16 protein-coding genes are annotated in these 26,566 nt (G+C 56.6%); 13 read left to right on the top strand and 3 right to left on the bottom strand.

The genetic code is table 11. The features are described 5' to 3' along the window. The first annotated feature begins 3 nt into the window (after positions 1-3). Genes NQT62_RS07585 through NQT62_RS07570 form a run of 4 tightly spaced genes read left to right on the top strand, consistent with a single transcriptional unit; the run spans position 4 to position 6,486 of the window. Positions 4-2,283, top strand: a complete 2,280-nt coding sequence (locus NQT62_RS07585; RefSeq protein WP_370569154.1) for an ABC transporter substrate-binding protein — start codon at positions 4-6, stop codon at positions 2,281-2,283. After that, complete coding sequence (locus tag NQT62_RS07580) at positions 2,280-3,257, top strand: ABC transporter permease (protein WP_256764067.1); 978 nt, start codon at positions 2,280-2,282, stop codon at positions 3,255-3,257. The genes NQT62_RS07585 and NQT62_RS07580 overlap by 4 nt, the downstream gene beginning before the upstream one ends. 11 nt (positions 3,258-3,268) lie before the next feature. Next, positions 3,269-4,660: an ABC transporter permease gene (locus tag NQT62_RS07575; RefSeq protein WP_256764066.1), complete on the top strand. Its 1,392-nt coding sequence runs from the start codon at positions 3,269-3,271 to the stop codon at positions 4,658-4,660. A 2-nt stretch (positions 4,661-4,662) separates the two neighbouring features. Next, complete coding sequence (locus tag NQT62_RS07570; RefSeq protein ID WP_256764065.1) at positions 4,663-6,486, top strand: ABC transporter ATP-binding protein; 1,824 nt, start codon at positions 4,663-4,665, stop codon at positions 6,484-6,486. A gap of 16 nt (positions 6,487-6,502) precedes the next feature. On the opposite strand, the gene NQT62_RS07565 is transcribed toward NQT62_RS07570, so the two are convergent. Both NQT62_RS07565 and gloB read right to left on the bottom strand, forming a co-directional pair. Further along, on the bottom strand, positions 6,503-7,852 hold the full coding sequence (locus NQT62_RS07565) for a transglycosylase SLT domain-containing protein (RefSeq protein ID WP_256764064.1): 1,350 nt from the start codon (positions 7,850-7,852) through the stop codon (positions 6,503-6,505). A 164-nt stretch (positions 7,853-8,016) separates the two neighbouring features. After that, positions 8,017-8,793, bottom strand: coding sequence for a hydroxyacylglutathione hydrolase (gene gloB, locus NQT62_RS07560; protein ID WP_256764063.1), 777 nt, complete (start codon positions 8,791-8,793; stop codon positions 8,017-8,019). Here gloB and NQT62_RS07555 point away from each other — a divergent pair. Genes NQT62_RS07555 through NQT62_RS07505 form a run of 9 tightly spaced genes read left to right on the top strand, consistent with a single transcriptional unit; the run spans position 8,784 to position 24,080 of the window. Continuing rightward, positions 8,784-9,644, top strand: a complete 861-nt coding sequence (locus NQT62_RS07555; RefSeq protein ID WP_256764062.1) for a class I SAM-dependent methyltransferase — start codon at positions 8,784-8,786, stop codon at positions 9,642-9,644. The genes gloB and NQT62_RS07555 overlap by 10 nt on opposite strands. Before the next feature lie 26 nt (positions 9,645-9,670). Beyond that, the gene (rnhA, locus tag NQT62_RS07550; protein WP_256764428.1) at positions 9,671-10,111 is read left to right on the top strand and encodes a ribonuclease HI; all 441 of its coding nucleotides are present in this window, start codon (positions 9,671-9,673) and stop codon (positions 10,109-10,111) included. Positions 10,112-10,126: 15 nt separating this feature from the next. Next, positions 10,127-10,855 (top strand): DNA polymerase III subunit epsilon, encoded by a 729-nt coding sequence (gene dnaQ, locus NQT62_RS07545; RefSeq protein WP_256764061.1) that lies wholly within the window; start codon positions 10,127-10,129, stop codon positions 10,853-10,855. Next, complete coding sequence (locus NQT62_RS15455; protein WP_306173581.1) at positions 10,852-12,540, top strand: patatin-like phospholipase family protein; 1,689 nt, start codon at positions 10,852-10,854, stop codon at positions 12,538-12,540. Before dnaQ ends, NQT62_RS15455 begins: the two co-directional genes overlap by 4 nt. Before the next feature lie 24 nt (positions 12,541-12,564). Beyond that, positions 12,565-13,344 (top strand): 3',5'-cyclic-nucleotide phosphodiesterase, encoded by a 780-nt coding sequence (locus NQT62_RS07525; RefSeq protein ID WP_256764060.1) that lies wholly within the window; start codon positions 12,565-12,567, stop codon positions 13,342-13,344. A 12-nt stretch (positions 13,345-13,356) separates the two neighbouring features. Beyond that, positions 13,357-15,027, top strand: a complete 1,671-nt coding sequence (locus tag NQT62_RS07520; protein ID WP_256764059.1) for a ShlB/FhaC/HecB family hemolysin secretion/activation protein — start codon at positions 13,357-13,359, stop codon at positions 15,025-15,027. Positions 15,028-15,037: 10 nt separating this feature from the next. Then, complete coding sequence (locus tag NQT62_RS07515; RefSeq protein WP_256764058.1) at positions 15,038-20,338, top strand: two-partner secretion domain-containing protein; 5,301 nt, start codon at positions 15,038-15,040, stop codon at positions 20,336-20,338. 11 nt (positions 20,339-20,349) lie between these two features. After that, a complete protein-coding gene (locus NQT62_RS07510; RefSeq protein WP_256764057.1) occupies positions 20,350-21,828 on the top strand; it encodes a FecR family protein in 1,479 nt (492 codons plus the stop codon). After that, positions 21,825-24,080 (top strand): CHASE2 domain-containing protein, encoded by a 2,256-nt coding sequence (locus NQT62_RS07505; protein WP_256764056.1) that lies wholly within the window; start codon positions 21,825-21,827, stop codon positions 24,078-24,080. The genes NQT62_RS07510 and NQT62_RS07505 overlap by 4 nt, the downstream gene beginning before the upstream one ends. 5 nt (positions 24,081-24,085) lie before the next feature. On the opposite strand, the gene NQT62_RS07500 is transcribed toward NQT62_RS07505, so the two are convergent. Further along, positions 24,086-26,566, bottom strand: coding sequence for a cyclic nucleotide-binding domain-containing protein (locus NQT62_RS07500; RefSeq protein WP_256764055.1), 2,481 nt, complete (start codon positions 26,564-26,566; stop codon positions 24,086-24,088).

Here is a 26,566-nt window from a genome sequence, read left to right as displayed (position 1 = left end):
TTGATGTTCGTGCGCTGGCAGGGTACCCGCATGGGTGCCGCTGTTGCATTGTGCTCATGGCTGTTGGCGGCATGCGGGCCCGCCCCCAACAACCCCTATGTCGAAAGCAAGGCTGACCAGGCCACGCCGACCCTGTACACGGCCTTCACTGCCCGGCCCAAACACTTGGACCCTGCACAGTCCTACACCTCCGATGAAGCAGAGTTCACCTATCAAACCTATGAGCCGTTGTTTCAGTATCATTACCTGAAACGCCCATACACCTTGCAACCGCTGACGGCTGTGGACATGCCGCAGCCCGTGTATCTGGATGCGCAAGGCCACACCTTGCCGCAGGACGCGCCCGCCGAGCGGGTGGCCACCAGCGTGTACACCATTGCGATCAGGCCGGGAATACGCTTTCAACCCCACCCCGCTTTTGCTCGGAGCAGCGACGGACAGCCGCTGTATTTGAATCTTGGCGACACGGCAGCCCGCTATCGCTCACCCAGCCAATTTGAGCAACAGGGTACGCGTGAGCTCACAGCCAACGACTATGTTTACGAAATCAAGCGTTTGGCCAGTCCGCGGATTGTCTCGCCCATCCTGGGGCACATGGGTGAGTACATCGAAGGGTTGGGTGAATTGGCCGCCAGCTTGAAACAACAGGATGAGGCCCTGAAAGCGGATATCCAGAAAAAAACCGGCGGTGCCTTTGCGCCATCGACCGACCAGCTGCCATGGCTCGATTTGCGGCCATTTGATTTGCCGGGTGCCAAAGCGCTGGATGACCACACCCTGCAATTGCGGGTGAAGGGGAAATACCCCCAGTTTTTGTATTGGCTGGCCATGCCGTTTTTTGCACCCATACCGTGGGAAGCGGATGCGTTTTATAGCCAACCAGGCTTGGTAAAAAACAACCTGACGCTGGACTGGTGGCCCGTGGGCACAGGCCCTTACATGTTGACCGAGAACGACCCCAACGCCCGCATGGTGCTTACCCGCAACCCGAATTTCCGGGGCGAACCCTATCCGTCGGAAGGTGAGCCGGGTGATGCGCAAGCCGGGTTGCTCAAAGATGCTGGAAAGACCATGCCGTTCATTGACCGTGTGGTGTTTACGCGGGAAAAAGAGGGCATTCCGTACTGGAATAAATTTTTGCAGGGGTATTACGATTCCTCGGGCATCAGTGCCGACACCTTCGATCAGGTGATCCGCGCCAGTGCGGACGGAGCATCCCAACTGACGCCCGAGATGCTGGACAAGCAGATTCGTTTGGAAAGCTCGGTGGCCACCAGCATTTACTACCTGGGCTTTAACTGGCTAGACCCGGTGGTGGGGCCTGGCAAGTCGCCTTCTGAGGCTGAACGGGCCCGTTTGCTGCGCCAGGCGATTGCCATTGCAGTGGATTGGGAAGAGTTTTCGCAAATTTTCACCAACGGCCGTGCCATACCCGCGCATGGCCCCCTACCGCCGGGTATTTTTGGTTATCAACCGGGTCCAGACGGGTTAAATACGCAGGTCTACGACGTGGTTGAGGGAAAACCGGTGCGCAAGCCGATTGAGCAGGCCATGGCCTTGTTGGAGAAAGCGGGCTATAAAAACGGCACCGACCCCCGCACCGGCAAACCGCTCACGCTGGCCTTGGATACCACTGGGGGAGGTCCAGGCGACAAAGCCCGTTTTGACTGGTATCGCAAGCAATTTGCCAAGCTCAACATCGAGCTTGAAATTCGTGCCACCGACTGGAACCGCTTCCAGGAAAAAATCCGAAAGGGCAATGCGCAATTGTTTTTTCTGGGCTGGAATGCCGATTATCCGGACCCGGAAAACTTCATGTTCCTGCTGTATGGCCCCAACAGCCGCGCCAAAACAGCGGGTGAGAACGCATCGAACTATTCGAATGGTCAATATGATGCGCTGTTTGAACGCATGAAGACCATGCCCAATTCAGACGAGCGGGCGCGTTTGATTGCCGAGATGACCCAACTGGTGCAACACGATGTCCCTTGGTTGTTTGCATTTGTGCCCAAACAATTTGGATTGATCCACCACTGGATGGGCAACGTCAAGCCCAACGACATGGCGCGAAATGATCTGAAGTACAAAACCATTGATGTGGCCGCCCGTGCCGTTGCACGCAAAGCCTGGAACAGGCCCCAGTGGTGGCCCATTCCCCTGCTGTTACTCGCCGCCTTGGTTTTTGCATGGCCCGCCTGGGCTGCCTGGAAACGGCGTGAGCGACAGATGGGTGTGCGGCGTGATTTGGCCCACCTGGCCTCCAATGCGGAGGGTGTGCAATGAGCAACTACCTGGTTCGACGTGTGTTATATGGGTTGCTGGTGTTGTTGGGTGTCAACCTCATCACTTTTGTGCTGTTTTTTAAAGTGAACTCCCCCGACGACATGGCCCGCATGGCCTTGGGTGGCAAGCGTGTGACCGAGCAGGCGATTGAACAATGGAAGCGCGAGAAAGGGTATGACTTGCCCCTGTTGTTCAACACTGCTGTTCAGGGCACTGATCAATTCACTCAAACCATTTTCTTTCAAAAGTCCATGCCCATGTTTGTGGGCGAATTTGGCAGTGCAGACGATGGCCGCAACATTGCTGACGAAATCCTCCGCAGGGCAGGGCCCAGCCTGGCCCTGGCCGTGCCAGTGTTTGTGTTGGGTTTGTTGGTCAACATCGCATTCGCATTGTTGCTGACCTTTTTCCGGGGTACCTACCTGGACTTAAGCGGCGTGGTGCTGTGTGTGCTGGCCATGTCCATTTCCGGGCTGTTTTACATCATTGGTGGGCAGTTTCTGTTTTCCAAAACCTTGGCGCTGGTGCCCATTTCGGGCTATGCGCCCGGTGGCCAGGCGTGGCGTTTTCTGATACTGCCCGTCTTCATCGGTGTGCTAGGTGGTGTGGGCGCGGGCACCCGTTGGTACCGCACCATTTTCCTGGAAGAAATCAACAAAGATTATGTGCGCACCGCGCGCTCCAAAGGATTGTCGGAGGCTCAAGTTCTGAGCCGCCACGTGCTGCGCAACGGACTGATTCCCATCCTCACCGGTTCCGTGTCGGTCATCCCATTGCTGTTCATGGGTTCACTGATTTCTGAATCCTTCTTTGGCATTCCTGGTCTTGGCAGTTACACCATCGAAGCCATTCAGTCACAAGACTTTGGCGTTGTTCGGGCCATGGTCTTTATTGGTTCAGCCTTGTATCTCGTGGGGCTCATATTGACCGACATTGCCTACACCATTGCCGACCCTCGGGTCCGCCTGTCCTGAGGTTGCCCAGCATGACGCCGATTTTGTTGTTGACCGATGCGTTAATCTGGCTGCTGGTGTTGCTGGTGCTGGCCTATGCCCGTTCCGTGTGGCGCAACCCCTTGTCCCGTGCATCGTGGGCTTTGGTGTTTGAATCCAGCATTGCGACCGCCAGTGCAGTGGTTTTGTTGGTGGCCGTGGGCATTGCCTTGCTGGATAGCGTGCATGTTCGTGTCACATCCGATCAGCAAACCCGCTATGGCGTGCCGATTGTGTCAGCGCTTGACCTGGCCGTTGGGCCCCTGGCCTATCAGCGCGAGAAATCCTACTCCGCTCCGTTGGCCATCCACGCACTGTCGAAGGAAACCCTGCAAGTGGATGGCAAGCCGGTGCGCGACTACCCCCGATTGAAATACGGTGGTGCGCATCTCAAGCGTGTCGCGGATCAGCCTGATGACCTGGCCCAGCGTGCGTATGCGGGCGTGCTCAAAGGGGGTGTGTGTTGGCTGGTGTTGCTCATTGCCTTGTGGACCATTCGGCGGGCTGCTGCCATGGGTGAATCATCCGTGATGGTGTTTACGGGCAGCCCTGCCTACAAAACCCTGGTGTGGACATTGCTCCTGGTGTGCGTGGCTGGTGGCGTGATTGCGCAATGGGCACCGGTTTACCATGTGCTGGGCACCGACAAAGTGGGGGTGGACGTACTGTACAGCGCGCTCAAAAGCTTGCGCACAGCCATGCTCATTGGCCTGCTGACCACCTTGCTGACCTTGCCGGTGGGCGTGGCCCTGGGCTTGGCAGCTGGTTACTTTGGTGGTTGGGTGGATGACATCATTCAGTATGTGTACACCACCTTGAACTCCATTCCATCGGTCTTGCTGATTGCTGCCACCGTGCTCATGCTGCAAGTGGCGCTGGACGCCAATCCCGATGCATTTGCATCGTCCATCGAAAAAGCAGATTTGCGGCTGTTTTTCCTGTGTGCCATTTTGGGCCTGACCAGTTGGACTGGACTTGCACGGCTTCTGCGTGGTGAGGTTCTGAAAATGCGCGACCAAGATTATGTGCTGGCTGCAAGGGCCAGTGGCGTCTCGCATGTGGGTGTGCTGTTTCGCCATTTGTTGCCCAACCTCATGCACCTGATTCTCATCACCATGGTCATGGATTTTTCTGGCCTGGTGCTGGCTGAAGCTGTGTTGTCGTATGTGGGGGTTGGTGTGGACCCCAGCATGTATTCGTACGGCACGATGATCAATGCGGCCCGTCTGGAGCTCAGCCGTGAGCCCATGGTGTGGTGGGCGCTGGCAGCGGCCTTTGTCTTCATGTTGTTGTTGGTGTTGTCGGCCAATCTGTTTGCAGATGCGGTGCGGGATGCATTTGACCCCCGGGCACGCCAGCTTAAACAATCCTTGATTCGGGTGTGAACATGCCTTTGTTGAATGTCGACGGAATCAGTACCTGTTTGGCCAGCGAGGGTGGTTGGGTGCATGCGATTGACGCATTAAGCCTGAGCATTGAAGCAGGCCAAACCTTTGCGCTGGTGGGCGAGTCGGGTTGCGGCAAATCCATGACGGCACTGAGCATTGCGCGCCTGCTGCCCGACGCAGGTGCTGTGGTGGCGGGCCGCATCAACTTGACTGGCCCCAGCACAACCGATGACCTGTTGCAGTTGCCCGAGTCTGCCATGCGGCGGGTGCGCGGCAAGCGCATTGCCATGATTTTTCAGGAGCCCGGCACCAGCCTGAACCCGGTGATGACGATTGGTCAGCAAATGACCGAGGCCATCGAGCTGCACACAGGTGTGGGTGGTCCTGAGGCCCTGGATTTGGCTGAGCAATGGCTGACCCGTGTGGGTATTCCAGAACCCAAAGCCCGTTTGTCACAGTATCCGTTTGAATTGTCCGGCGGACAAAAGCAGCGGGTCATGATTGCCATGGCCTTGAGTGTGAAGCCGGATGTTTTGATTGCGGATGAGCCCACCACGGCGCTGGATGTGGCCATTCAGGCTCAAGTGTTGAGCCTGCTCAAACAGCTTCAGGCAGAGCAGGGCATGGCCATGCTGTTAATTACCCATGACCTGGGCATTGTCAAACACATGGCTGACACCGTGGGCTTGATGTATGCCGGTCAATTGATCGAAGTGGCGCCCGCTGCCGAGTTCTTTGCCAAGCCTCAGCATCCCTATGCACACGCGCTCATTCAGTCGCTGCCGAGCCAGGCCCAGCGGGGCAAAGCGCTGTATGCGCTGGACGGCCGAGTGCCCAGCCTGGTTCATCCGCCCAAGGCATGCCGGTTCGCCGAGCGCTGTGCCCATGCGGCGGACCAATGCCGGGAGGAACCCCCGAACTGGCATGCAGTGAGCGCTGGCCACCGTGTGCGTTGCAGCCGCATTGGACAGCTCACCGCCGTGGTCGCGCCGCCACTCTCCACCACAACGTCCTCGGCCACGGTGAACAATCCGTCACCTGTTCTGCAGACAGTCTCTCTGGGCGTGGCCTACCCCGAACGGGCCGGCCTGCTGCGAAAACGCTACAAGTCAGTGCTGAGCCACCTGGACATTGCCCTGCATGCAGGCCGCACCGTCGCGCTGGTGGGCGAGTCCGGGTCTGGAAAAACCACTGCTGCGCGGGCTGTGCTGGGGCTACTGGCAGACGGTACCCGAGTCGATGGGGACGTGCTGCTGGATGGCAAGCCCCTGCGCCATTGGCCGAAGTCGGGGCCGCAAGGTTGGCGCGCGCGGGTGCAGTTTGTGTTTCAGGATCCTTTTGCGTCCTTGAATCCACGGCACCGGGTGCTTGAAATCCTGGAAGAACCACTGGTGAACCTCCGGCCCGATTTGACGCCACAAGTGCGTGAGGCCCGTGTTCGTCAGGCCATTGTTCAGGTCGGTTTACCGGAAGAGGCCCTGAAAAGGTTCCCGCATGAGTTTTCGGGTGGGCAGCGGCAACGGATTGCGATTGCCAGGGCCTTGGTGTGCGAACCGCAAGTATTGGTCTGTGATGAACCAACCTCTGCACTGGATGTGTCCGTTCAGGCTCAAATCCTGAACTTGCTCAAGCAGTTGCAGGCCCGCACCGGTGTGGCGATTTTGTTCATCACCCACAACCTGGGTGTGGTGCAATATTTTGCCGATGAGGTGGTGGTGTTGAAAGCTGGTGCGGTGGTGGAGCGGGGCGGGGCTGAGGCGCTGTTTGAGCATCCGAAGCACCCGTATACCCGTGAATTGATTGCGGCGTCCCCCGTGTTTTAACAGCCGGGAGGGTTCATCAATGGTGGCGACGTTTCCCGCTGGGTGCTTCGCCAGCCGGTATGCGGATGGAGGTGCCCGGCCGAAGCACGCTGCGCTTGGAGAGCTTGTTGGCCTTCAGAAGATCATCCACCGATACCCGGAATTGCGTGGCCAGTTCAGCCAGGGTGTCACCCCGGCGAATTTGATAGCTCTTCGGGCTGCTGGGTTTGTATTCCGTTTTTGTTGCGGTCCTGCCCGGTCGGTCAGTCGGGCTTGAAAAATGGCGCGGTGACTGGTAATTCACCAAAGTCTCTTTCACCTTGTCTTCATGGTAGATGGGCACGAGCAAGGTGTCGGTTTGCGCTGCATAGAGCACAGGCTGGTTCAGCGCGGTGTTTAGTTTCTGGATCGACTCCAGATCGATTTGTGCCAGCCGGGCGATTTCCCGCAAATCTAGATTTCCAGGCTTTTTGATTTCTGTGAAGTAAGGCGTGTTCGGTACCTCCGGCAAGACCACGTTGAAGCGTTCCGGATTCAGAATCAAATTCTTGAGCGCTTGCAGTTTGGGCAAGTACTGTCGCGTTTCAGCGGGTACATCCAGATTGCTCCAGATGGGTTCCTGCCCCATCTCTCGAGTGCGTTTGACAGCTCTGAGAACAGCGCCTTCTCCCCAGTTGTACGACATCAGTGCCAAATGCCAATCACCATGCATGTCATACAGGTAGGTGAGGTAATCCAGAGCTGCACGGGTTGAGGCGATCAGGTCGCGTCGTTCATCCACATAGCGGTTTTGTTTCAGGTCGAACTGCCGACCCGTGCTGGGGATGAACTGCCACAAACCCTCCGCAGCCGAGGGTGATCGCGCATTCGGGTTGAACTGGCTCTCGATGAAAGGGATCAGGGCCAACTCGGTGGGCAAACCCCGTTTTTCGCATTCTCGCGCGATGAAATACAAGTACGGTTTGGATCGAACCAACATGCCATTGACCATGCGGGTACTTCTCAACAACACCGCTTCCCGGTCCCGAACCTCCGCATTGTCGATGTCCGGGATGGTGAAACCCCGCTTCAATTCAGTCCACACATCATCGGCCGGAACACTCAAGTCCACCGTCACCGGGACAGGCGGGGGAACCAGCTTCAACTGAATACTGGGCATGGCATTGACGCTGCTCAAATTGGGAGACACCAAACCAAACAGTTGACCGTCGTTGTTGCTGTTCAAGCTCAGCTCGTCCCGTGGCGGTGCCGCGTAACCAGGTTTGGCAATGAGCAAGCCCAGCAGCACCCAGCCCAGGGCCAAGCGCAATGCGCACCAACCGCCTTGTGCACCAAGGGGTGCGGCAGTCAGGGCAAAGCTTCGCTTTTTGAACAATGTTGAGTTCAAAACTGGGTTGTCCTGTGGGTTTCGCAACGGTGGGAGAAGTCGAATGCTAGGGCGATATTCCGGTGGGGTCAATCCGTAGTAAACGGGTTCACCGACGAGGTATCACCACATTATTCAACCCTGTTTGCAAGGAATGTAAACCGACTCTAAAAGTTGCTAAGTTCTTAAAATTGATCTTTTTTCAGACGCAAATCTCTGAGCTCGTTGGCATTTTTCGATCGAACAAATAGATTGGTTTGGCGCTCGATTCTCAAAGTCGTCGGTATTGTACTCAAATTTGCTGTCCGAACTCTTTGTACTTCGTGCATCCGGTTTTGGATGTCCGGGTTGTCCGGTTCAATGCTCAAGGCGAACCTCAGGTTGGATTCGGTGTATTCATGGGCGCAAAACACCAGTGTTTGCTCGGGCATTTGATTGATTTTCTGAAGGGAGGCAAACATGTCTGCCGGGGTTCCTTCAAAGAGTCGGCCGCAACCGGCGCTAAAGAGGGTGTCCCCACAGAATAGCCAGGGCACTGGCAAGCGTTCGCCCGCAGTGGTTTGTTCGATGGCATAGGCCAAGTGGTCCCGGGTGTGCCCAGGCACACCCAGTACACGGATTTGCAACCCTTGCCAGGTCACGATGCTGCCGTCGTCAACGGCTTGATTCACAGCGGCGATTCGGCCGGTGCGGGTTCCAAAGACGGGCACTTCCCCATCGCTTGTCGCCAAGATGGCTTCCACCCCGCCAATGTGGTCGAGGTGGTGATGGGTGATCAAAATGCCAGTACACTGCAGGTGGTGAGCCCGCAGCCAGGCCAGCACATCGGGTGCACTGCCTGGGTCGACCAGCAGACACTGGCGACTTGGCGTGTGCTCAATAATCCAAAGATAATTGTCCTGAAATGCCGGTACGCCGTGCACCACCCAATCCGATGCCTGAGATGCTTTGAATGATTCCATCTGAACCTCTGTCACCCTTCGACGATCAACGGCTGACCATGGTAGCACTGGACCACTGGTTGTCCAGTCCGGCCGGGCAGTACTTTGTCCGCAAGGAACAGGCGTGGATCGATTCCGTGGTGCCGGATCTGTTTGGTCTGCATGCAGTGCAGTTGGGTACGCAGCGGGTGGATGGACTGCGCGAGAACAGGATTCCCCACAAGGCTTATGTGCAAGACCTGTTGCTGCTGGAGCAGCCGGGCGGTTTGCGTGAGCAAGGCGGCCCCGCGGCCACTCGGGTTCCCGATTGTTATGCCAATTACGAAGACCTGCCGTTTGAGAGCCAGTCGCTGGATCTGCTGGTTCTTCCCCACGTGCTTGAATTTTCTTCGGACCCCCATCAACTGCTGCGCGAGGTGGAGCGGGTATTGATGCCCGAGGGGCGCGTGCTGATCACCGGCTTTAATCCGATGTCCCTGTGGGGCCTGCGTCACTGGATGTTCAAGCGCTGGGCCAGGGTATGGCCTCAGGGTTGTCAGCCCATCCACCTGAGTCGTTTGAAAGATTGGCTCAAACTGCTGTCTCTGGAGCCGGAGTTTGGTCGGTTCGGTTGTTACCGCTTTCCTTCTTTTACCGATGCAGGTTTGAATCGCATGGGTTTTATGGAGCATGCCGGGGACCGCTGGTGGCCCGTGTGCGGCGGTGTGTATCTGATTTGCGCGGTCAAGCGCGTTCGTGGCATGCGCTTGATTGGCCCCGCTTTCAAAGACAAATCGCTGTCAGTCAAACAACTCAAGCCCGTGGCGAACAAAGCCTTGAACAAAGGGCCTACAATGGGCGCCCCGTTGAACCAACAGCAGGACTTGTCTTGAGTGATTTGAAAATTTCCTCGGTGGTGATGTATGCCGACGGCGCCTGCAAAGGCAATCCCGGCCCGGGTGGTTGGGGCGTTTGGTTGAAGTCTGGCAGCCACGCCAAAGAACTGTGCGGTGGTGAATTGAACACCACCAACAATCGCATGGAACTGACGGCGGTCATCCAGGGGCTCAATGCCCTGAAAAAGCGTTGCAGCGTGGATGTTTACACCGATTCCCAGTACGTGCGAAAGGGTGTTCTGGAATGGATGCCCAACTGGAAGATGAATGGCTGGAAAACCGCCGATAAAAAGCCGGTTAAAAACGCGGATTTGTGGCAAATTCTGGACGATGCCAGTGCCCGCCATCTGGTTCGCTGGCATTGGGTTAAGGGCCATGCGGGCGACCCCGGCAATGAGAAGGCCGATGCGCTGGCCAATCAGGGCGTTGAAGTGGCCTTGCGTGAAGCCAGAACAACAGAATAAGACAAGGAGATCACCATGCGCTATGTGGTACTGGACACCGAAACGACGGGTCTGGAGGTACGTCAAGGGCACCGGATCATCGAAATTGGTTGCATTGAGGTGGCTGGCCGACAGGTCACCAACAAGCACTTTCACGAGTATGTCAACCCGCAGCGCGCGGTGGACGAGGGTGCATTCCAGGTACACGGCATTTCGGACGAGATGCTGGCCGACAAGCCAGTGTTCTCCGCCATTGCGGAGCGCTTCCTGAATTTTGTGCGTGGTAGCACCTTGATCATTCACAATGCCGCATTTGACATTGGATTTCTGGATGGCGAACTGGACCGTTTGAATCTCGGGAAGATGGCCGATCACGTCGACGGTGTGATTGACTCGCTCACGATGGCCCGCGAGATGTTTCCCGGCAAGCGCAACAACCTGGATGCTTTGTGCGACCGGCTGGGTGTCAACAACAGTCACCGACAATTTCACGGCGCTTTGCTGGATTCCCAGATTTTGGCGGAGGTCTACCTGGCCATGACCCGCGGTCAGGACAGCCTGGTGATCGACCTGTCGGCCGGCCAGGGTGGGGCCACTGACGCCACCATTGAGCTGGCCAGCCTGCAACTTCCAGAGCCGGAACCCGGCGCCGATGAGCTTGCGCTTCATGCCCGCTATGTTCAGGCGCTGGACAAAGAGGTCAAAGGTGCCTGCATCTGGACAACGCTGACCACCACACCGCTTGCAGTTAACGACGCAGCATGAGCACCGGGCCCCGGGCGTCGATGATCCTACCATCGGTCATCGAGGTGTTGGCGCACAAGCTCAAGCTGCCCTTGGCTGAAGTCGCACAAATTGCTCAACAGGCCCACATCCGGACCTTGAACAAGGGCGAGGTGTTGTTCAAGCAGGGGGATGTGAGCCAATCGTTTTTCATCATTGCCAGTGGGCAACTGAAAGGACAACGAAGACGCCCCGATGGACAGTTGGACCTGAGTCTGTTGTTCTCTGCGGGCGACATCATTGGCGAGCTGGGTTTTTTTGACCAGTCGGCCCGTACCCTCACCATTTCCGCACGCAAGGATGCAGTGCTGCTGGAGATTGACCAGTCGGTGATCGAGTCGATTGGTCAGCGCAGTGCGGGTATTTATCAGCATCTGATCCGTATTTTGGTGGCACGGTTCAAGCATGAACTGGGGTACAGCGCCACCGTGAGCACCGAGCAAACGCTGGTGTTTCAAAACCTGGTTCGTCCTCAGGGGTTGGCGGAATCAACCGAAGCCCTGTTCCGCACAACAGTGAGTCGCCTGGCACAGTCTGAGCCGACATTCACTGTTCGTTGGGTGGCGGTGGATGCGCATGATGCCATCCAGGCGAGCATGCCAGACGCACCGGATGCCGTGCTGTTGGCAGTTTGCGCCAGCACCCTTCAAAACCAAGATTGGTGCAGACGACTGGAAGCTGATTTGCAGGCGCTGGACGAGTTGACACCCGTCTGGATATTGTTGGTACACGAAGCGGCCTGGGTGGAGCCCAATGTGGCGGCCCGCCTGCGCTCCCTGTGTGGCCCGCATAGCCGGGTGTTGCATTTGCGGCAAGGTCAGGCCCAGGACTACCGCCGTGCAGCCCGGATTGTGCTGGGTTTGTCCCGTGGCCTGGTGTTGGGTGGTGGCGGTGCTCGAGGGTTTGCCCATGCAGGCCTGTTCAAAGCCCTGGACGAAGCGGGCATTGAATTTGACTGGGTGGGCGGAACCTCCATGGGTGCACTGGTGGGCGGTTTGATTGCGCAGGGGCAGGGTGCTGACTGGGTGATTGAACAACTCAGCGTCCATTTCAAAAAGGGTTTGCCCTTCAAGTTCACGGATTACTGGATACCGCGCCATGGTTTTATCAAGTCGCGTGCTGCAGACCAGGTGTATTTGAAAGCCTTTGGGCAACACATGATCGAGGACCTGCCTGTGCCTTATTACGCTGTGGCTTGCAATCTGACCTTGGGCACTCCTCAAATATTTGACACTGGTTTGCAATGGCAGGCTGTGCGGGCTAGCACGTCGATCCCCGTGGTGTTTGAGCCTCATGTGCATCAGCAACAGGTTTTGGTGGACGGTGCTATGCTCAACAACTTGCCAGTGGATGTGATGCGGGCCCAAGGTGTTCGGCGGGTGATTGCCGTGGATGTGGGCATGGAGGAGGACATCTCGGCCCACATGGCCCAGGGGCAAGCGGTGGTGATGCCCGGTTTGGTCAAATCCATGATGCGGGTCATTGAATTGGGCGGTCTGGAAAAAGCACGGCAGGCTCGCCACGTGTGCGATCTGGTGATTCAGCCGCCCATCCAGTCCATCGGACTGATGGAGTTTGAACGGCGTGCAGAAATCATCCAGTTGGGCTACGAAGCGGGTAAACTTGCAATTGAAGATATACTACGCCGTATAGAACAATCACTATAAAACCATCGCCAGCCAAGAGGTGCTATGCGGAAACACTCCACCGTTGAGGTGTTGGGGTGCAGCGGCAGTATCGGAATCCCCGGAGAAGGCACCACCAGTTTTCTGATTGATGAGGACATCCTGATCGATGCAGGCACCGGTTTGTGCAACATCGATTTTCAGCGCCTTGAAAAAATCAACCATGTGTTCATCACCCATGCGCACCTGGATCACATTTGCGGTCTGCCGTTCCTGGTCGACTCCGTGGGTGTTGGGCGCGCTTCCCCCCTGAAAGTGTATGGCATTGCCCAGACCATTCATGCCTTGCGCCAGCATGTGTTCAATGAATCCATTTGGCCCGACTTCACCCGGATTCCGGAGCCCGACCATCCCGTGATGGAATATGTGGTGATTGAACCTGAAACAGACATTGTGCTGGGCAATCGCACCATTCACACGGTGTTGGTGGAGCACACGGTGCCTGCAGTGGGTGTGTTTCTGAGCACCCCGACCGGCCGGTGGTGTTTTTCAGGGGATACCCACCGAACAGACCGGTTGTATGAGTTGATCAACGCAGGCCGGGCAGTGGATTATCTGTTCATCGAATCGGCCTTTCCGGATGAGGAACAGTGGTTGGCAGACCTGGCCAAACACCTGTGCCCAGCGTTGCTGTTCGATGAGCTTCAGAAAGTTCGCACGCCGTGTGAGGTTTGGATTAGTCATCTCAAACCCCGAGAGTTCGAGCGGATACAACACCAGCTTCAGAAGTACCCGGGTGCCCAGCCATTGAAATTATTGGCGGCTGGGCAGGTATTCCATATTTAAGCCAACCTCATCATGATCAACACATCCAACCTGAAGCGTTGCACCACAGCCTGGGCAACCCTGATGATGCTGAACCCGGTATTGTCCTGGGCGCAAGATTCCACAACACCTGCCGCACCGCTGCCTTCTGTTCAACAAGCCGTATCAAACAGTGACACAGGCTCAGACGATGAGCCTGTCTTTTCAATCGCCGGTTTTGAGGTTCAAGGGCCAGAACTGGTTCCCCGCAATCAGGTGATGGCTGTACTGGCTGGTTTTTCCGGTCGACCCATCACATTTTCCGAGTTGAGAACAGCCACTGCAGCGGTTGAACGCCTGCATGCCTTGGCCGGTTTTGAGGTGGTGCGGGTTTTGATTCCAGAGCAGGATGTGGAACCTGGCCAACGCCTGAAGTTGCAGATTGTGGATGCCCGCCTGGATGTTGTTCAGGTGTCAGGCAATGATTTTTTACCCGCTGAACGGGTGGCTGCCAGCCTGCCAGTGCTTAAGCAGGGTGCACTGATCAACACGGTGGACATGGATAAAAATCTCCGGCTGGTCAATGACAATCCATCCCGGATTGTACGGGTTGAGCTGGAGCCCAGTGACAAACCAGGTTTGGTGGATGCCAAGGTGAAAGTGAGCGATCAGTCCCCCCTGGCAGCCTATGTCAGTCTGGACAATTCCGGGACGAACGCCACGGGCGATTTCCGCTTGGGGGTATCCCTTCAGCACAACAACTTTTTGAACCGTGACCACATGGCGTCACTGCAGTATGTCACTTCTCCGGGCCATTGGTCTGACGTGGAAGTGTACGGTCTGAATTACAAAATTCCCTTTTACGAACTCAATTCCATGTTGGAAGTGGCCTACAGCGATTCCAATGTGAATGCAGGCAGTTTGAGTTTGGGGGCCAGTTCAATTTCAGTGCAGGGTGCAGGTACCAGCTACGCGGTGCGCTGGACTTATCTGATGGACCGTTTGGCTGGCTTTGACCAGCGCGTTACGGTTTCACAGGAGTTGAAGCAGTTTGTCAGCCAGGTGCAGCTCAATGGTTCGGGTTCCAGTCTGGTTCCGAACCTGGAGAGTCGCCCAACTGGCGTGAGCTATAGTCTGACCGAAGCCCAGGATACCCGCACGCGCAGCGCACAGATCGCGTATTTCAAAAATTATGTCACGGGTGGCGACAACTCCACGGTGCGATACAGCCAGTCCAACAGTGCTGCGCGGGCCGATTTTGATGTGTTTCGCATGAGCCTGGCATGGTCCGATCAATGGCTGGGAAACTGGCGTTTCACTGCCCAGGTGGATGGCCAATACTCCGGCAATGCACTGATTTCCGGTGAGCAGTTTGGTGCCGGGGGCATGTATTCCGTTCGGGGGTTTGAGGAGCGGGTGTTGTCGGGTGATTCAGGTCTTCGCGAATCGATCGAATTGCAAGGCCCGAACCTGGCCAAAAGTTTTGGCGGTGTTTTCGAACGTTTCATGCCGGTGGTGTTCACCGAAGCAGCGCAGGTGCGTCTTCACAATGCTGCTTCTGGCTCACCCAGTGAGCCCCATTTGATGTCCTATGGCATCGGTGCACGATTTGCCTTTGCACCGCGCCAGCAGTTCCGTGTTGATCTGGCCCGTGTGGTGTCCGGCGTTCCGATCCAACCCCAAGGGGATGTGATGTTGCATGTCTCTTTTGCCACAGCACTCTAAGGAGGCCACGATGCGCACATTGAACCAGAATTTTCGTCGCACAGCCCTGTCGATGGCCATTGCATCGGTGCTCTCGACTGCAGCTTGGGCCAACCCCAGCGGGCTGTCGGTGGTGGCAGGTCAGGCCACCGTGCAGAACCTTGGCGCACTGACACAAATCACCAACACGCCGGGTGCCATTCTGAACTGGCAACAATTCAGCATCGGGGCGGGTGAAACAACCCAGTTTCTTCAGCAACATTCGGCCAGCCAGGTGTTTAACCGGGTGACCGGGGGCGATGTTTCACACATCCTGGGAGCCCTGAAAAGCAATGGGCAAGTGTTTTTGATCAACCCAGCTGGCATTGTTTTCGGGCAGGGCGCGCAAGTGGATACGGCGGGTTTTCTGGCCAGTACGTTGGCAGCCAGCAATGCCGATTTGTTGAAAGGGCATTTGAAATTTGCAAGCGATGGCAGTGCTGGCAACATTGTCAACCAGGGCAGTTTATCGGCCTCGCAGGGCGGCTCCATCGTGCTGATTGCCCCCAATGTCGAAAACTCTGGCTTGATTCGCGCCGATGGTCAGGTGTTGTTGGCCGCTGGTCACAGTGTGACTGTGGTCGATCTCATGAATCCAACGGTGGGCTTGAGCATCACGGCGCAGGCAGGTTCGCAGGCGGTTAACCTGGGGCAAATCATCGGTCAACGGGCATCGGTGTTCAGCGCACTCGTTCGCAACACGGGTGTGGTCGAGGCAACAGGTGCCTCGGTGAACCAAGGGGGGGTGATTCAGTTCAAAGCACTGGGCGGTGCCGCTCAAGTGGGTGGCGTGCTCACCGCCAATTCAGCTTTGGGTCAAGGTGGCACCATCGAGGTCACCGGGCAATCGGTTCAGGTGGATTCGTCCGCCCGCATTCATGCCGACGGGGGCAGTGGTGGTGGCGTGGTGCGTTTGGGCGGCGCCTGGCAGGGTGACCAGTCGGTGTTGTCCTCTGCACAAAACACCACCATAGAAGCCGGTGCTCAAGTTACAGCCAATGCCACCGTTGACGGTGCAGGTGGTGAGGTTGTGGCCTGGTCTGAAGCCCACACAGCCGTGCATGGACAATTGCAAGCGACTGGTGGTCAGCAGGGTGGCAACGGGGGGCGCATTGAAACCTCGGGTCGACAAACCTTGACTGTCGGCCGCGCAGCCGACACATCCGCGCCCCAAGGGCATGCTGGCACCTGGTTGCTGGACCCACAGAATCTGCATGTGGTCGCAGGGCCAACCAGTGTCAGCGGTGTGGAATCCTACTTGAATGTCGCCGAACTTAAAACTGGTTTGGAAAACAATGGCCAGGTTATTTTGGAGGCCACTGCTGGGCTCGATCCCAATAGCCAGCAGACGGCATCTGGAAATCTGAGTATTGAAGCACCCCTGCAAATAGGCACACCCAACAGCACAGGAGCCGCTGGGCATTTGCCTAATCTCATTCTAAAAGCCGATGGCAAAATTGACATCAATGCTGCCATCTCGGTTGCCCCCAACCAATCGGACTTTGTTGGGCTGAACCTTGGCCTGTCTTTCGATGTGGATCGGCCGGTATACATCCGTGCACCGTTGAATTTGGGCGATGGTGGCTTGTATTTGGTGCCTTTTGATCAGTCCGCCTTGGGCGTGCTGACGAATCCTGGCGGTGCTGGTGTTCCAGCCATGGGAGTCAACTTTCTCGCTGGAGCTAGCAATGCCAGTGTGTCATCGCAATTCTCAAGGTTAGAAGTTTCAAGCGATTTCTCAGCGATTGGCCCATCCCTCACGGTACCTCCGGTATTTTCCGATGGCAACAAGTTCGCTCAGGTGAATATTCAGAACTCATCTGTTCGAATGGGTGAGATTTTTGCGCAGATTGATCCTCAATCCAGCACTGGTCAGCCCATCCCCTTGGAGCTGACAGTCAGCAATGGTTCGCTGACGGTGGGCAGCACATTCGATGTCCGAAAAACCAGCGTGAATACAGGCGGCGTGTTCGCCAATGATCCAGCCTTGCTGGTGGAGTCCGTCACTGGCGTGTCCATGAATCAGCTGGACATTAACGGTGGCACGGCAAACCTCATCGAATTCAATGACATCCAAACCGTGAATGTGAATAGCGGCGCGTTGAATGTCAGCAGCGGCAACAGCAACAGTGGTGCATTGTCGGGTGACAACCTGACCGTGGGCAGCACGGGCATGTTGAACAGCCAGGGTGGTTATGTGTTCTTCCGCGATGCACTGGTCAATGGCACCATCAACGTGAACAGCGATTCCACCCGCAACACGTATGGCACCCTGGCTGCTGGAGACCTGCTGCTCAATGGCAAGCTGAACATCAACCAAAGTTCGGCTGCGATTCAAAACCTTTCCATGGGTTCAGCCTCGGTATTGACCCTGAATGGCCCATCCTTTTTGAACCTGGGCGTCAATCTCAGCGGCAATTATTCCGGTACCCCACAGCCTGGGCGTTCTTCCTCAGACGGCAGTTTTACTGCCCAGCCTGGATCAACAATCGTGATGAACGGTTTGACGGCCCCGGCGTATGCCTTCAACAATTCGACCAATGCTGTCAACCCGCTAACCCATGGTGCAGTGATTTCGCTGGACGGTCTGGATGGGCAACTGAATGCACCGGTGGCCATCCAGGTCAATGGTTTTGAGAATGCCATTGAAACCTTCATGAACAATACCTATTCGGTCACCAGCATTGACCCGCAAACGCAGACGCCCATCAGCACCACGGTGAGCACCCCCATCACCACCATGTCCATCCAACAGGCCAACATCCAGGTCAATGGCGGTGCGCTGGAAAGAAGTCTGTTCATGGGTCAACGGCCCGATTATTCATCCACTTCGCCATCATCGGTGAGCGGCTATTCAACGCCAGACCCAACCGTGAGTTTCTCGTTTCTGGGAACGCTGAACATCAATTCCGGTGGCGTGAATCTGCGTGGACAACAAATCAACACCACCGGTGGCAGTATGACGGTGAATGGCGCCACGTCAGGTTTGTCGTTCAACGGCGGATTCCGCAGTGCCGATCTGAATGCGATTGCGCGCAACAATGGCGGTCTGCTGGCGGTGGCCGGGCGTTGGGACAACACCGCCGTGACCTCACAGAACGCAGCCACCAACTCCCCCTTGGCCAAAGGCAACATCATCGTGTTTGACGACCTGACCATTCAGGGTGGCTACCTGTCTGCAGGCAACGGCACCGGGAAACTCACGGTTGAATCGGACAACTTGCTGGAGTTGCGCAACATCACCATGGCAGCCAACATTGACTTGGGTGTGGGGTCTGCGCTGTTGCTGGGCAACCAGGACAACACAGGTGCTGCAGTACCGGCACCTGTCTTTGCTGGAAGCACGGTGACGCTGGCGGGCAATGATGCAATCATTGTGGAGGCCGATGCCAATGGCATTGCCAACCTGAATGGACAAGCCACCTTTACATCAGCCAGTCAGGGCAATGCGGTGTTGGCGGGTCGCAAGTTGTATGACGCTGCCCAGGCCGGCTCAATCCCCGATGCCATGGTTTTGAATGTGGGGTCTGGCATTCGTTTGCAGGTCAGCGGCAACAATCCAAGCAACTCACCGGCGGTGAGTTATTACTACCTACAGTCCGGCATTCAAACGCCGCCTCAGCGCCCGGTGTTCACGGTGGGCAAATTGCCGTTGGAGCTGCTGACCCAATTCGAATACGAGTCGTTCAATTCGGGCACTGGCACCCCGGTTGGCACTGTTCTTGGCACCTACGCCAATCCATCCTTTGTGGTGGACGGTACACCCGATCCGCTGTTCTTCTCCAGCGTGCCCAACTTTTATTGCAGTGTCACCAACCTGTGCGTGAAGTTTGATGTTGATCAAACCGGCAGCTTTGCGGGTTCGGTCATGAGTTCGCTTAATCCCACTGCGCCAAGTTTGTCGACCAGTGGTGTGGCTTTTGCGTCCCAGATCGATGTCTCCCAAATTCAGTTCGCTGCGGTGAACGATACCGACATTGTGTTCATGACGGGGATTAACGATCTTCGTGCCAGCGACTTGGCCTCTGGCAAGCGCCTGGTGGCTGGTATGGGTTCTACAGTTCGGTTCGGCGCTAACCTGGTCAATGAAGTGCTGGGCAATGCGATTGTGAATGACGGGACTGTTGATTTTTCCGGCAACTACACCTTGTCTGGCCCAATCTCTGGTGTGGGAACGATCTCCAACAGCGGCGTGTTGACACTGAGTAATACCCAAGGCACGGTGCTTGGCAATCAATTGCTGAACAACGGCACGCTGAACAACACGGGCAATTATGTGTTCAACGGCACCATGGCCGGTGCCGGTGGGTTTGTGAATGCGGGCCAATTTACATTCACTTTACCGGGCACGGTTGGTAATAGCATCAACAACACCGGTGGGCTCACGCTGCAAGGCAGTGTTGGTCAAACTTACAACCTGCAAGGGGGGCTCGCCAACGGTGGTCAATTCACATCCAACGGCGCTCAGCTGAATTTCGGTCCAATCGGGTTCCAGCAATCGGCCGGTAACGCTTTCTTTGCACCGGGCACTGTAACCACTGGCAACCTGGTGTTCAACGGTGGTGCTTTCCGCGGGTTCGGCAATTTCGCGGGCGATATCAGCCTGAACAACACACGGTTTGCGCCCGGCGCTTCTCCCGGGGCTGTGACGGTCAACGGCAATTTGACCCTGAACAGCAGCAGCATCACCGACATTGAGGTGCGCGCCGCAGGCCAGCCTGGGGTGGACTATGATGTGATTCTGGTTAACGGTACTGCTGCACTGAATGGGCAATTGAATCTGATTGACATTTCCAATGGCGGTGGGGGCGGTGCGCTCACCAGTGGCTCGTCCTACACCTTCCTGCAGGCCAATGCCATCACCGGCCAGTTTGCGGCGGTTTCACCCGTGAACACCGGTTTGTTGTACACCTTTGCTGCACCGGTGGCGGGAATGAGCAGCAATGGTGCCTTCTTGAGCACGTCGCTGGTGGATACGCCAGCCAACGCCATCGGCTCAGGCTCAACAGGCAGCACATCGACCTCGCCCATCAGTCAAAACTTGAACCAGGCATTTTTGCCGCCCCCCACCAATTCCACGTTGAGCAGCAGTGGAAACCCACCACCACCGCCACCGCCACCCCCCGGGTCCACTGGCCCCAACAGCGGTGAACCAACGCCCCAGGAACAAAAGCAGGCATCCGATTTTGCCAGCCAGAACACTGGTCCGGTTCCGGTGTCACAGCAAAACCCAGATTTGATGTTGCGTGGTGGGCCCAGTGATCCCAAGCGTCCAGCGGCGGTGTGCAAATGAGGAAGCTTCGCATGACTCAGTCCAATGACCTCGTCAGGTCGGTTCTCGGGATGGCCGTCGGCCTGTCTGTTCATTTGTGTAGCTGGACTGTGCAGGCTCAAACCGTGAGCCCGGCAGCATCTGCCAGTGTGGTTCCACAAGCTCAGTCTGTTGGAACCATCAAGGTGGTAACCGGTTTGGTGAATTTGCAAAGTGCGGCTGGCAAATCCCGATTTGCTGCAGCGGGCAGTGCTCTGTACAAAGGCGATATCATCAATACCCAGGCCAAAAGCACGGCGGTGCTTGAATTCATTGACAGCACGCAGGTGGCTTTGCGGCCAGGGTCCCGCTTTGTGGTTGAAAACTATGAATATCAACCCGAGCAGCCGATTGCAGACAAAGCAGAGTTCAAGCTGGTGAAAGGCGGTTTGCGGACTTTGACCGGTCTCATTGGAAAACGCGGCAATGCCGATGCATTTTCCATGAAAAGTGAAACCGCCACGATTGGCATTCGCGGAACCGACTTTACTGCGCGCATTTGCAAAGGCGATGAATGCAACCGATTGGCGTCTTCGGAGTCCGACAAGCCGTCCAGCACCAACACGTCCATGGCCGATGTGGCCGGGCGGGTGTCTCAACTCAACGGGGAATTGACCGCCACCGACAGCAAGGGGAAATCACGCGCTGTTCCCAAGGGTAGTGCGGTCTTTGCCGGCGATGAAGTTCGGGTCTCCGACGGCGGCTTTGCCGTGCTCGTGATGGCTGACTCAACCCGCCTGACATTGCCCGGTGGCAGCAGTCTGCAAGTGGCGGCTTACCGGTATGCGCCAGCCTCGCCCGATACCTCGGTGGCCTCCTTTAAATTGCTGAAAGGGGCAGTGCGAGCAGTGACTGGCGCCATTGGCAAAGCCGAACCCAAGAATGTGAAGTTCTTTACCGAGACCGCCACGGTGGGTATTCGGGGCACCGCGCTGGACATGAGTTGCACTGCAGCCGATTCCGGTGGTGGAGTGATCCTGGTGCAATGTTCGTCGGGTGCCCAATTCACGCTGGACATGCGCGACGGCTCGGTTCAATTGACGTCCAACAATGGGTCGAACCAGATTGTCAGTGCAGGGCAATCCGCGTTGCTATTGCCAGGTAACCTAAATATTCAGTTGCAAAATGGGGTGTCGAACCTGCTCAATCGCGTACCCAATGCAGGGCCATTGCCGGAACAAACACCGCCGAACTTTGAAAGTTTGTCATCCACCCCGGTGCGTTCAATGACGGGCCCTGAGGGTGGGCCACCACCCGGAGACTCTGCGCAGCTCTTTGTGGCCGTGAACGACGGCACGATTGTCATCACCAACGGTCAACAACCGCCGCTCATGGTCAACCGTGGGGAGGGCGCTTTTGTGCAGACATTCACCAACTTGCCCCCACAACTGTTGGTTGCGCCACCCGATGTGATTGTGCGTGACAACACCTTGTCGTCACCGCCGTTTTCTGCCCCCAAGTGTGCGCCATGATGGCGAAACACTGGCAACGTTGGTTGGGCAAGGGGTTCCGTATCCTGGTGGGGTTTTCTTTCACCGGGATCGCAGTGCTGAATGTGTTGGGGCTTGCTCATTCAGAGATCGTTCAGCGCTTGGACCACCTCATCTATGACGTGCGCTTGCGCACCACGGCCGCCCAGGTGGAACTCGATCCACGCATCATCATCGTGGACATTGATGAGAACAGTTTGAGTCAGGTCGGGCGCTGGCCTTGGTCTCGGGATGTGTTGAGCCAATTGGTGGTGGAGTTGACCGACCACCTGCAGGCTGCCGTGGTGGGCTTTGACGTGGTGTTTGCCGAACCGCAGTCCAGCGACGCAGCCCAGGCGCTGAGTGAGGCAGCAGCGCTGAACCCGGCCCTCAAACCCGCATTGGACAAAATCCAGCCCGCGCTGGCACAGGCCTTTGATCGGGACTCGCAATTCGCGCAAACCATCGCATCGCGTCCGGTTGTGCTCGGCTATTACCTGAATCAGAATGCGCAAGCCACCTACGGTGCGCTTCCGCCGGTGTTGTTCAAGCGCGCCCAGTTGGGAAGCCTGGCGCTCGACAGCACACAGTGGCAGGGGTATGGCGGCAATATTCCAGTGCTTCAAAAAAAGGCTGGTGGTGGTTTTTTTAACCCGATGATTGATGAAGACGGCACTGTGCGCAGTATTCCTTTGGTTGCTCAGTATCAAGATGGGTACTACCAAAGCCTGGCCCTGGCCACGCTGCGCAGGGCCTTGGGCAACCCGCAGGTTATCCCCGTATTCCCGGAAGGTGTTCCCGACGATTACGGGGCGGTTGAGCTGCTGGCGCTTCGATCTGACCAAGTCAGTCTGGATATTCCAGTGGAGCGTGGTTTGATCAGCCGAGTCAACTTTCGCGGGAAAGGTGGGCCGTCCGGTGGTGCTTACCAATACGTGTCGGCGGCCGATGTTCTGGGTGGAAAATTCAAGCCTGAGCAATTTGAAGGCCGAATTGTATTGGTGGGTACCACAGCCCCAGGCCTGCTTGATCTTCGAAGCACGCCGGTCAATCCCGCTTATCCGGGTGTTGAGGTACATGCCAATGTGTTGTCCAGCATGCTGGATGGGGACTACAAGCTGAAGCCCGAGTTTTCTCAAGGCTTGGTGTTGGTGTCCGTGTTGGTGGTTGGTCTAACCCTCAGCTTGTTGATGCCCATTCTCAACCCGGTGTGGTCCCTGGTGACCGCATTGGTGGTGTTGTCGGGTGCCATTGCTGTCAACTTTGCATTGTATTTTCAAGCCAGCCTGGTATTGCCAGTGGCCGTGGTTCTGTTGCTGGTACTGGCTATTTTCATGTTCGATGTGGCCTACGGTTATTTGGCGGAAAGCCGCAGCAAACGCCAAATGGTCAACCTGTTCGGCGAGTATGTAGCGCCCGAATTGGTGACCGAAATGGCTGCAGACCCCAGTCGCTATTCCATGGAAGGCGAGAGCCGGGAGTTGACCGTGTTGTTTTCCGATGTGCGGGGTTTTACGAGCATTTCGGAAAGCCTGGAACCCAATGAGCTGCGCGAGTACATCAACGAATATTTGACGACCATGTCCGAAATCATTCGTGCGCATCGGGGTACGCTGGACAAGTACATTGGTGACGCCATCATGGCCTTTTGGGGCGCACCAGTGTCCGATGTGGATCATGCCACGCTGGCCACACAAGCCGCAGTGGCCATGCAAGAAGAAGCGATCAAACTGAATGCCCGGTTCAAGGCCCGCAACTGGCCCACCTTTTCAATTGGTGTGGGCGTGAACACAGGGGTGATGCGTGTTGGTGACATGGGATCGAAAATTCGACGGGCCTACACGGTGATGGGCGATGCGGTGAATTTGGGTTCACGCCTGGAAGGCATCACCAAAACCTATGGTGCCGGGGTTATTGTTGGGCCACAAACCCGGCAGGCTGTGGCCTCTTGGGTGTTTCAGGAACTGGATGCCGTGCGGGTAAAAGGCAAACTGGAACCGGTGGCCATTTATGCCCCGGTGGCGGTCAAGGCCGGCATGACGGCCACCGAACAAGCCCGCTTGGACCAGTGGCATGCGCTGCTCACGGCGTTCAGAGCCCAAGAATGGGACAAGGCTGAACAAATCCTTCAGCAATTGGTCGACGAGCACGGAGACAGCACCCTGTACACGCTGTATCGGGATCGCATCCAGCACTTCAGATCAAATCCACCAGGCAGCCATTGGGATGGCGTTACCACGTTCGACACCAAGTAAACGGATCAAGCCGTTTCACTGGGCTTGATCAGGAACTGTTCAGGCGATATCCGGATGGCTGCACCGGTGGGGCAGGCCCGCACGCAGGCCGGTCCACCACTGCTGCCGTGGCACATGTCGCATTTCACCGCTTTTTTGATGGCATTTGGGTCGTACTCACCCACGCGCTGACCGGGCTTGTCACCCAAGCCAAACAGCAGCCAGGTCAACAGATTGCCTTTCTTGGGGGGCGCTTTCACCGCCATTTGAATCACGCCATAGGGGCAGTTGCGCTGGCAGTTGCCACAGCCAATACAGGAGTCATTGATCATCACTTCGCCGTGTTCGTTTCGGCGAATGGCATCGGGTGGGCAGTCTTTCATGCAGTGTGGGTGTTCGCAATGCCGGCAGGATGTGGGAATGTGAATATTCTGGAAAGTGGGGCCGGCACTGCGGTCCAGCCTGGATGTGCCATCGTGGGTGTCGGCACACGCGGTTTCGCAGTTGTCGCACTGAATGCACAGGTTTTCGTCAATGATGAGCGCATCGGTGGCTTCACCCAAACCCTCTTGCATCAAGAAGCGCACCAGGTCGCTGTCTCGGTAGGCTTGGTCCTCCCGGAAGATGTTGCTGCGCACGCGTTTGCTCACCTGCAGTTGCAAGGCAGCGCGCCACTGTGGGTTTTCATCCAGCACTGTGCGCACCGGGCCTGCCGGCAAGACCAGGGCTTCCGTCATGACGGCTGCTGTGACAGTGGCTGAGCGCGGATTGTTGTTCAGCATGGCCATTTCGCCGACGTAGTTCCCGGCAGACACATAGGAAAGCACCATTTCCTTCCCGGCAATCACCTTGGAAATAGCCACCGAGCCACGGCGAATCAGGTACAGGCCATCGGCCTCATCGCCGTCCTTGAACAGCACCTCGCCTTTGGCATAGCGGCGAACATCGATACCACCGCTTAGCAGTTTTTCAACCGCGGTGGCTTCCAGCGAGGGGGCCAGGTACATGCTGATGGCCCGGCGCACAAACACCTCATCGATGGTTTTTCGAACGCTGTCAACCGAGGCAATCAGCTTGAGCATGGCTTTGCGCGGTGTTTCCACGAGCACACAGCCTGCACCGGCGCGCACTGTGGCAGTTCGGCGCCGACCAGAAATCAACCCCATTTCACCGAAATACTGGCCTTGCCCCAGGTTGACCGTGAAGGGTTTGCCTTGCTTGTCCACCAACTCAATGTCCACCGACCCTTCCACAATCGAAAAGAAAGTGCTGGTGTAATCGTTTTTCTTGAACACCACCTGCCCTTTGGCGGGTTTCAGCACGGCAGATTCCAACATGAACTCACGCAGTTGAAGGCGTGTCATGCCCGAGAACACCGGCACATTGTGCGCAATCAGGTCGAGTACCTCGGATACACTGCGGTCACCCAGGCTCTTGAACTTGTCAGCCAGCAGCGGTTCATCCGCAGGAACCACCGGCAAGCCCATGATGGTGTCCACCACCTCATAACCCTGGTTCATGGCTTGTTTAATCAGGGGGTAGCCACCCAGCGCACCCACAATGAACAGCCCTGGTACATTGGATTCATAGGTTTCCGAGAGCGCTGGCACCGCATTCGGATCGCTGTTGGGAAACTGCACCCCAAAGCCCTCCACCAATTGGCGGGGTGGGGTTGCACCCAAGCGGGCAATAATGCGGTGAACATCCTGGGTCCGCTCACCATCGGGCCCTTTGTACACATAGCGCAGGCTGGGGGCGTTGTCGGTAGCGCCGGCAATTTCTTCAATGCGTACTGTGCTGGTGTTGTACAGGATTTTCAGGTCGTCGTTGCTGTCGGCAGCCAGAATCAAATTCAGGTTGCCTTCCTTGCAGCGGGCAAATTCTTCCCGGCGATTCACCAACAACACGGTGTTTTTGCTCATCAGGCCAAGTGCGTTTTCAATCGCCGCATCGCCCGCGCCGATCACCACAATGGTTTCGTTCTGAAATTCATCGGGGTCGTTCAGGGTGTATTGCACATTGGGCAGGTCGTCACCCGCTGTACCAATGGTTCGAATGTTGCCTTGCAGACCAATACCCAAAATCACTGTGCGGGCAGTGCATTGCGTGCCATCTTCACAAGCCAGAGCAAACGGGCCTTCCCCGCCATTCAGTTTTTGAATGGTCGACACCTTTTTTTTGTATTGAATGTGTATGCCTTGCTGGGCAAGTTGTGTGTCCCACGTGCCCAAAATCGCTTCGCGCTTGCCTGCCTCGAATGACATGCCACTGCGCAGAGGTAAAAAGCCGGGCTCGGCCATCACGTGTTTGCCCTTCTGGTATTTGTAGATGGTGTCAGACGCGTGGTTTTCAGCCTCCAGCAGCACGTAGCTGCAGCCCAGTTCCTGCGCGCGTGAGGCGGCCGACAACCCCGCAGGGCCTGAACCCACAATTGCAATGTCGTAATCGGCTGTGAGGTGTGCAAACATTGGTTTGGCTGTTTGGCTGTTGTTGGGTGTTGGGCGCAT

Source organism: Limnobacter humi, from assembly GCF_024518835.1.
Taxonomy (GTDB): Bacteria; Pseudomonadota; Gammaproteobacteria; order Burkholderiales; family Burkholderiaceae_B; genus Limnobacter; species Limnobacter humi.
This window is presented reverse-complemented; position numbering and strand designations above follow the sequence as displayed.